The organism is Candidatus Binataceae bacterium, from assembly GCA_035294265.1.
In the GTDB taxonomy this organism is placed as follows: Bacteria; Desulfobacterota; Binatia; order Binatales; family Binataceae; genus DATGLK01.
In genome coordinates this window covers 24641-31900 of sequence record DATGLK010000108.1, presented here as the reverse complement: position 1 = coordinate 31900, position 7260 = coordinate 24641, and the positions used below count along the sequence as shown (strand labels likewise).

Annotated in this window: 8 protein-coding genes; 4 read left to right on the top strand and 4 right to left on the bottom strand. The window is 61.8% G+C overall.

Annotation, left to right across the window (positions count from 1 at the left end):
* Positions 1-93 precede the first annotated feature (93 nt).
* From VKV28_17235 to VKV28_17220, 4 genes are all read right to left on the bottom strand, one after another.
* On the bottom strand, positions 94-945 hold the full coding sequence (locus tag VKV28_17235; GenBank protein ID HLH78548.1) for a hypothetical protein: 852 nt from the start codon (positions 943-945) through the stop codon (positions 94-96).
* 142 nt (positions 946-1087) lie between these two features.
* A complete protein-coding gene (locus VKV28_17230) occupies positions 1088-1537 on the bottom strand; it encodes a heme-binding domain-containing protein (protein ID HLH78547.1) in 450 nt (149 codons plus the stop codon).
* Between the two features lie 40 nt (positions 1538-1577).
* Positions 1578-1946 carry a cupredoxin domain-containing protein gene (locus tag VKV28_17225; protein HLH78546.1) on the bottom strand — a complete coding sequence of 123 codons (369 nt, stop codon included), beginning with the start codon at positions 1944-1946 and terminating at the stop codon, positions 1578-1580.
* Positions 1947-2230: 284 nt separating this feature from the next.
* Positions 2231-2449: a hypothetical protein gene (locus VKV28_17220; protein ID HLH78545.1), complete on the bottom strand. Its 219-nt coding sequence runs from the start codon at positions 2447-2449 to the stop codon at positions 2231-2233.
* A gap of 434 nt (positions 2450-2883) precedes the next feature.
* Between VKV28_17220 and VKV28_17215 the strand changes: the two genes are divergently transcribed.
* From VKV28_17215 to VKV28_17200, 4 genes are read left to right on the top strand one after another with little or no spacing between them, the layout of a single operon-like run.
* Positions 2884-5142, top strand: a complete 2259-nt coding sequence (locus VKV28_17215) for a xanthine dehydrogenase family protein molybdopterin-binding subunit (GenBank protein HLH78544.1) — start codon at positions 2884-2886, stop codon at positions 5140-5142.
* Positions 5139-5609: a (2Fe-2S)-binding protein gene (locus VKV28_17210; GenBank protein HLH78543.1), complete on the top strand. Its 471-nt coding sequence runs from the start codon at positions 5139-5141 to the stop codon at positions 5607-5609. The genes VKV28_17215 and VKV28_17210 overlap by 4 nt, the downstream gene beginning before the upstream one ends.
* Positions 5606-6472, top strand: coding sequence for a xanthine dehydrogenase family protein subunit M (locus VKV28_17205; GenBank protein ID HLH78542.1), 867 nt, complete (start codon positions 5606-5608; stop codon positions 6470-6472). The genes VKV28_17210 and VKV28_17205 overlap by 4 nt, the downstream gene beginning before the upstream one ends.
* Positions 6469-7236, top strand: coding sequence for an SRPBCC family protein (locus tag VKV28_17200; GenBank protein ID HLH78541.1), 768 nt, complete (start codon positions 6469-6471; stop codon positions 7234-7236). The genes VKV28_17205 and VKV28_17200 overlap by 4 nt, the downstream gene beginning before the upstream one ends.
* The last annotated feature ends 24 nt before the right edge of the window (positions 7237-7260 follow it).

Here is a 7260-nt window from a genome sequence, read left to right as displayed (position 1 = left end):
CTGCATGGTATTAGACCGCGTATAAAAAACAAGGTTGGATCGCGCGCGCTGTGGCGCAACGCAATCGACCGCGCGGACATTCTCCAGCCGGTATTAGAAAAGCCAGCCAGAGTCGGAGGAGGGACCGAACAGGGCGCCGATAAATTTCTCCAATTCCAGATTGAACTTGAAAATGAGCTGATCCGAACCCCCGGTCAGCCCAATTCCTGGACCAATGTTGTACTCAATCCGATCCAGTTCGCCCCATAATACGGGAAAAACGTAATGCTCCTGCATCGGCAACGGTGGCGTGTCGTCCATCAGGCCGGGAGCGCCGTAAAACTCAAGCCCCGGAGAGAGGTAGCGCAACCAGCGATAATAAAGCCCGCTGGCATAGCCAAAGTTGAAGCCGCGATTGCGATCCACGCCCGAAAAGATGGTTTTTTCAAAGATCGGATTGACCACCAGTGAAAACGGCCCCAAATCTTTCTCCGCGATCGGGCGCAATTCCAACTCCAGTTGATCGTTGTCGAACTGCGGAGTCTGGTGCCATTCCAATTCGGTGTACCAGCCCAAGTCCACCGGCAGCACGCCTTCGTCGAATAGCCGTCCGCGCAAACGGTATTTCGAGCCTGCGTACCAGAACCCGTGGCCGCGCGGGAGCGCAAAATTGAGGTATGCCGCGGCCTCGACCCGATCGGTCAGGCCGTAGGTAAACTCGTACTGGTTGTACCACATCGATTGACTGGGAAAGGTGCCAGCGGCGGTGCCTTCACCCCCCTGATTGTGCCCTTTGATCGAAACCGCGTTGTCGGTCTCCAGCTCCAGCACGCCGCGCGGGGTGGTGGCATAGGGATAGACCTCGAATTCCCAGGGGTCGACTTGCGCCCGGGCCGCTGTCGGCCACGCTACCCCCAGCGTCAGAAGGATAGCGCCGGTCCATCCCACATACGAATACGGTCCCATTTCCACTCCCTATCTGAACTTTGCTGCTGCACTGTCCCGTGGAGATCTTGTGCCGGTTGAGCACTTCGCGATCGCACAAACCGGTACCGGATTGGTGGGCGGGCGGCTCGCTAAAGTTACTTTTACTGCGCAGTCCACTGAGCTAGTTGGCGGGCTCGGCGAGCAGTGCAGAATTCACCCAGCGCTCGATTTGGGCACGCTGAGGGGGATTGAGAGCGGCCTCCGGATGCATAAAAACATAGCTCCTGGGCGGCATCCTGCCGCTGTGCACCACCCGCCCGATCCACTCCAACTTGTGCCGGCGAGTGGCGGAGGAGTAGCCACCCCAGCGCGAGAAATTCAGTTGTTGGCGCCCCAAGCGCACGTCGCGTTCGATCAGCCACGACAGCGGAGCGACGGCACTATACCAAGGCCAGCGCGTGCGATCGGAATGGCAGTCGTAGCAAGCGCGCTCCAAAATCGCCTGCACCGGTGCGGACGTCTGCAGGACGGAAGTAGGTGTAGGCACCCCACTCGCTCCGGCCAGCAGCATCGTTGCTGGGAAGGAGGCCGTCAGCAGCACCGTTGCCGCGGCGATTTTTATCCTGCCCATCGCGCGCGTTCCGGCTTAATTATTGGTTTTGCCGGGCGATTTAGCGGGCGACGATGGTCCCTTGAGGCACGTCCTGATGGAAATCGTCGTAAAAATCGTATTTACCCGAGCTTAAGGCGGGCAGCCGCACGCTGATCGCTTGGCCCGGCTCGATTGCCCGTTCGCGATTTAGCTTGAAGCTTTCGAACTCTATCGTCTCCCTGCTGGCGTTCATCACTTTGATGGTCAGCGGGCGGCCGGCAGGTACAGTTACCGTCAGCGGGCTAAAGCTGTGATGGTCGTAGCGCAATTGGATTGGCTCTGAATCAGTCGCCGCAGCCGCCGCGGGAATCACAGCGGCCAGCGCCAGCATCGTCAAAGGAACTAGAGCAAAGCGTAAACAGGGCATCGGCTGAAGGATCCTCTTCATGATATTGAAACCTAATCTCAATTGAGATTAATTCTCAATATCGCACCCCCGCGCTTGCGTCAAGTCCCTGCGGCGCCCTCTGTAAATTTTTTTTGGGTTTTCTGATTACCACCGCGATCGGCGATATACACCCGTGCGGCCGAAAAGAAATGGGCACCGTACAAATTCCCCCTCCCTCCCCCTAGGTGCGAGGGAAAGGGGGGCCAAAACCCAACTTAGCGGAGCTCATTCAGTGGCGAAGCGTCACGCGCGCTGTCCAAGCGCTGGTGGCACTGGTAACGATACTAGTAACGATAATAGTAGGGATGCCAAGCTTGGGCATTACCGACCAGATAGCCGCCGCCGGCTCCCAGCAAGCCGCCCACGATCGCACCCGTGCCGGGCGCACCAGCGGCAGAACCGAGCAGCGCACCACCGCCCGCGCCCAACGCGCCACCGATCAAGGTATCGGTTGCGCGCGGCCCCATCGGCGGTCCGTAGCATCCCAGCACTGAGAGCGTCATCAACGTCGCCAGCACAATTGCCCCAATTCGGCCCGCGCGAAGCGCTTCGACTGCGCGCCGAGGGCGGAGGTTTGCCCAATCCCGTTTCAGCTCCTGTGTAGCTGTCCTCATGGCCGTCACTCCCTATCCTGCTGGCTTTGACGCAAAGCAGTGGGACTTCGTTTACCCCGCTTTCAAAAAGGTCGAGATCCAGGGACCTTCCTTGACAGCCACGCGTCCGAGAGAGAGAGATTGTAGGCGTACTTAGCCGAAGCTAAACTTGCGGATTCGTAAGGCGCGTCGCGCGACGGCAGCGGACGGCGGAACGCATAGCCGCAGGTACTGGATCGGGCGCCTGAACCAGGGGTCGCAGACCCGCGAATCGCGCCGCCCTTTTGAGGGCCCAAATTACCCAGAGCGCCGGAGTTCGGCCGCAACCAGAGAGGGGTGCAGGAATGGCAAGTCTAGTCAGTATCGGGCAGGCCGTGGGGCATGTCGAAGGGCCCGCCAAGGTTACCGGTCATACCCTGTACAGTGCTGACGTTATCCTGCCTGGGATGGCGTGGGCCAAATGTCTGCGCAGCTCTTTTCCTCATGCCCGGATCAAATCGATCAACACCGCGCCCGCCCGCGCGCTGGCCGGCGTCCATGCAGTGGTGACCGGAGCGGACTTACCCGATGTGCGTATCGGCCGCTTCTACCTGGATATTCCCCTGCTGGCGCGAGACAAGGTGCGCTTCGTGGGCGAGAAAGTCGCCGCTGTGGTCGCGGACACCCCGGAAATCGCCGAAGCCGCGCTGCGTCTGATCGAAGTCGAATATGAGGAGCTGCCGGCGGTCTTTGACGCACTGGAAGCGATGAAGCCTGGAGCGCCGATACTTCACGATAGCGCGCCAGCCCATCCCAAGCCGCCCGCTGGCCATGAGGAAGTGCATATCAGCCCACCGATTCCCAATGTTTTGAGCCAGGTCTTCTACCGCCATGGCGACATCAAGGCGGGATTTGCCCAAGCGGCACGCATTTTCGAGCACGTGTTTTATGTGCCGCCGGTCCATCAGGGCTATATCGAGCCGCACGCCTGCGCGGTGGGTATCCGGCCCGACGGCAAAATCGATGTCTGGCTGTCCAACAAGATGCCCTTCGTGGCCCGCCATCAACTCGCTGTGGCCTTCGACGTGCCCGACGAACGGATTCGGGTAAACGCCGTCTCGATCGGGGGCGATTTCGGCGGCAAGGGCTCTTTGATGGATACAGCGCTGTGCTACTACCTGGCCAGCCGTTCGCACCGCCCGGTCAAGATGGTGATGAATTACACCGAGGAACTGATGGCGGGAAATCCGCGTCACACCGGTCATTTCATCTTCCGCACCGGGGTGGACAGCGCCGGACGAATTACCGCGCGCTACGCCCGCACATTGTTCAATTGCGGCGCCTACGGCTCCTTCATCCCGGCCCATACCCTGCATGGCGCCCATCATGCCGGCGGTTCCTATCGCATCCCCAATATCGAGATCGAATCGCTGCGGGTTTACACCAATACCGTACCGCGCGGCCATATGCGCTCGCCCGGCGCGCCGCAAACGATTTTCGCGGTCGAGACCCACATGGACATGATCGCGGCGGAATTGGGCATGAACCCAATGGATTTCCGCCGCCTCAATGTTTTGAGCGAGGGCGATGTGGCGCCGCTGGGCGAGCGCTGGCGCCATGTCGCCGGCAAGGAGACCCTCGAAGCAGCGGCCAAGGCGGCCGGGTGGGGCACGCCCAAAGGCAAAAACGTCGGGCGCGGGGTGGCGATGTACGACCGCCCGCCAGGGGCCAACGGACAATCCACCGCGACCGTCACCGTCGACGCCAAGGGGCGGGTCACGCTGCTGACCGGCGCGCCCGATACCGGCACCGGCTCCTATACCGTGCTGGGTCAGCTTGTGGCTGAGGAGCTGTGCGTGCCGCTGTCCCAGGTCAGCGTGGTGCATGGTTCCACCGATGAGGCGAGCTGGGAACAGGGACCCGGCGGCAGTCGCTTCACCCACACCGGGGGCAAGGCGGCCTACGAAGCCTGTCAGAAGGTTCGCCAGGCGTTGTTAGAACTGGCAGGCGAACATCTGGGATGCACCGCCGCGCAGGTGAGTCTGAAGGCGGCCCAATTCTCCACGCCCGAGGGCAAGAGCGTCAGCTTGGCGGGGCTGATGGAGTGGGCGGCAGCGAAGGGCAAGGCACCCGTCAGTGGCGCCGGGGTGTACAATCCCGCGCCCGTCGATGTTACGGCTTTTGCCGCCCAGATAGCCGAGGTTGAGGTCGACCCCGAAACCGGCCAGGTCACGCTGCGCAAGCTGGTAACGGCGCACGACGTCGGCACGATTATCAATCCGCTGACCCATCAAGGTCAGATCGAAGGCGGCGCGGTGCAGGGGATCGGCCAGGCCCTGATAGAGCATCTGGTGGTGCGCGACGGCCAAGTGACCAACGTCCATTTGGGCGATTACAAGCTGCCTACCGCCAAGGATATTCCCGAGTTGCAAACCGTCCTGGTCCCCACCGACAGCGGTCTGGCACCGCATCAGGGCAAGGCAATCGGTGAGCATTCCAATGTCTCGACGCCTGCCGCGATCGCCAATGCCGTTTACGATGCGGTCGGAGTGCGGCTGATGGACTTGCCGATCACGGCCGAAAAGGTCTATGCAGGGCTGCGTGCCAAGGAGAGCCATCAATGAAGAAAATTTCGCTGCGGGTAAACGGCCAGGCGCAAAGCCGCGAAGTCCCCGACAATCGGCTACTAATTGATTTTTTGCGCTACGACTTGGCCTTGACCGGAACCAAGGAAGGCTGCAGCGTGGGCGTGTGTGGCGCCTGCACGGTGCTGCTCAACGGCCAGCCGGTAAGCTCCTGCCTGACTCTGGCGGTGATGGCCGAGGGCGCTGAAGTCACCACCATCGAAGGGCTAGCCCATGGTGACCAGCTCGACCCGCTGCAGCAGGCCTTCATCGATTATGGTGGCTTCCAATGTGGGATCTGCACGCCGGGCCAGATCATGGCCGCCAAGGCGTTGCTCAACAGCAATCCTCATCCCAGCAAAGCAGAGATCCAGGACTGGATGATGGGTAACCTGTGCCGGTGCACCGGTTACTATAAAATTATCGAGTCGATCCAGGCCGCGGCCGAAGGAAAGGTCCGGGTATGAACTCCTTTACCTATATCGAACCTGCCGCGGTGGGCGAAGCGCTTGCCGCCCTGGCCCAATACGGCGACGAGGCCAAGCTTATCGCCGGTGGCACGGGATTGATCAATCTGATGAAGCAGCAGTTGGTGCAGCCCAGCTACCTGATCGGGCTGCGCCGCCTGCCTCTAACTACCATCGCCGGCAACGGCGAGCTACGCCTGGGTGCGCTGGCCACGCTGCGTGCGCTGGAAAACTCTGACTTGGTTCGGCGCCAGGCGCCGATGCTGGCGCAGGCGATCCATCTGGTCGCCACAGTGCGTATTCGCACCCAGGCCACGATCGGCGGCGCGGTATCGCACGCCGACCCGGCTCAAGATACTCCGCCCGCCTTGCTGGCACTCGATGCGCGAGTAAAAATCCGCTCGCAGCGGGGCGAACGTGAGGTAGCGCTGGATCAATTCTTCACCGGCTATTATGAAACCGTGCTGCAGCCCGACGAGCTGGTCACCGAGGTGATCGTTCCGGCCCAGCCGGCGGGCAGCAGCGCCGTGTATTTGAAGTTTCTCCCCCAGACTCACGACGATTATGCCACCGTGGCGGTAGCCGCGCGGGTTGCGCTGACCGGTGGCAAGCTGAGCAACGTGAGGGTGGCACTGGGCGCCGCAGGCTCCACGCCGATTCGCGCCCGCGCCGTGGAGGACGCCTTGATCAACCAGGTCCCTACCCTAAAAACCCTGCGCGAAGCCGCGGCGCTGGTCGCAGGCGCGGTTGATCCGACCTCCGATTTTCGCGGCTCGTCCAGCTATAAGCGTGACATGGCGGTGGTGTTCGTGCGCCGTGCCCTGGAGCAGGCTTTGACTCAGGCGGGACACAAGGTGGCATGAATTTCAAACAGACCTGTACCATTCCGGTGGCCCGGGCCGAGTTGTGGCGGTTCCTGATGGACGTGCCGCAGATGGCCAAGTGTGTGCCCGGAGTGGAAGAAGTAATCAACGAGGGTAACGATCAATATCGCGGTCGCCTCAAGGTTAAACTCGGACCGATAAGCCTGAACCTACAAGGTGCGGTCGCAATCAAGGAGCGTGACGAGCAGAATTGGCGCGCGGTGGCCAAGGCTGAAGCCAAGGATCGGCGCATCGGCGGTGGCACCGACGTAAGCGCCACCATGACCCTGGTGGAAGAAGCACCCGACTTGACCCGGCTTTCGATTGACGCCAGCGCACGCTTTTTGGGCAAGCTGGGCGAGTTCGGCGAACCGATTATTCGCAAGCAGACCGACGCCACCATCGCCGCGTTCGCGCGTAACGTCGCGGCTCACTTTCAAGTTACGACGCCAGCCCCACAAGTGGCCGCGCCATCCCCGGTCGTCGCGCCAGCGGGTGCACCAGCCGCCCCTACTGTGGCACCGCCCCCAACACCTGCCAGGATGCCTGCGCCAGCCGCCCCTGCCCCGCCGGCTCAGCCGGCTGGCTACTGGATGGGCAAAGTCGCGGGTCTAGGCGCGTCGGTGGTGTTGTGGCTGAGCGTGCCGATTCCTCCCGGAGGGCCCCCGGCGTGGCTGCGAATCAGCGCCGTAACCCTGGCCTTGGTGGTAATAGGCGATCTAGGCGAGCGGATCGTGCGCCGCGCCCGCCATTCGACGACCTGATAAGCGGGCTGACAGCCGCGGTTG

Excerpts from the sequence above, each read along its gene's own strand:
- VKV28_17235 (HLH78548.1), bottom strand. The coding sequence starts at position 945 with ATGGGACCGTATTCGTATGTGGGATGGACCGGCGCTATCCTTCTGACG.
- VKV28_17230 (HLH78547.1), bottom strand. The coding sequence starts at position 1,537 with ATGGGCAGGATAAAAATCGCCGCGGCAACGGTGCTGCTGACGGCCTCC.
- VKV28_17225 (HLH78546.1), bottom strand. The coding sequence starts at position 1,946 with ATGAAGAGGATCCTTCAGCCGATGCCCTGTTTACGCTTTGCTCTAGTT.
- VKV28_17220 (HLH78545.1), bottom strand. The coding sequence starts at position 2,449 with ATGACGCTCTCAGTGCTGGGATGCTACGGACCGCCGATGGGGCCGCGC.
- VKV28_17215 (HLH78544.1), top strand. The coding sequence starts at position 2,884 with ATGGCAAGTCTAGTCAGTATCGGGCAGGCCGTGGGGCATGTCGAAGGG.
- VKV28_17210 (HLH78543.1), top strand. The coding sequence starts at position 5,139 with ATGAAGAAAATTTCGCTGCGGGTAAACGGCCAGGCGCAAAGCCGCGAA.
- VKV28_17205 (HLH78542.1), top strand. The coding sequence starts at position 5,606 with ATGAACTCCTTTACCTATATCGAACCTGCCGCGGTGGGCGAAGCGCTT.
- VKV28_17200 (HLH78541.1), top strand. The coding sequence starts at position 6,469 with ATGAATTTCAAACAGACCTGTACCATTCCGGTGGCCCGGGCCGAGTTG.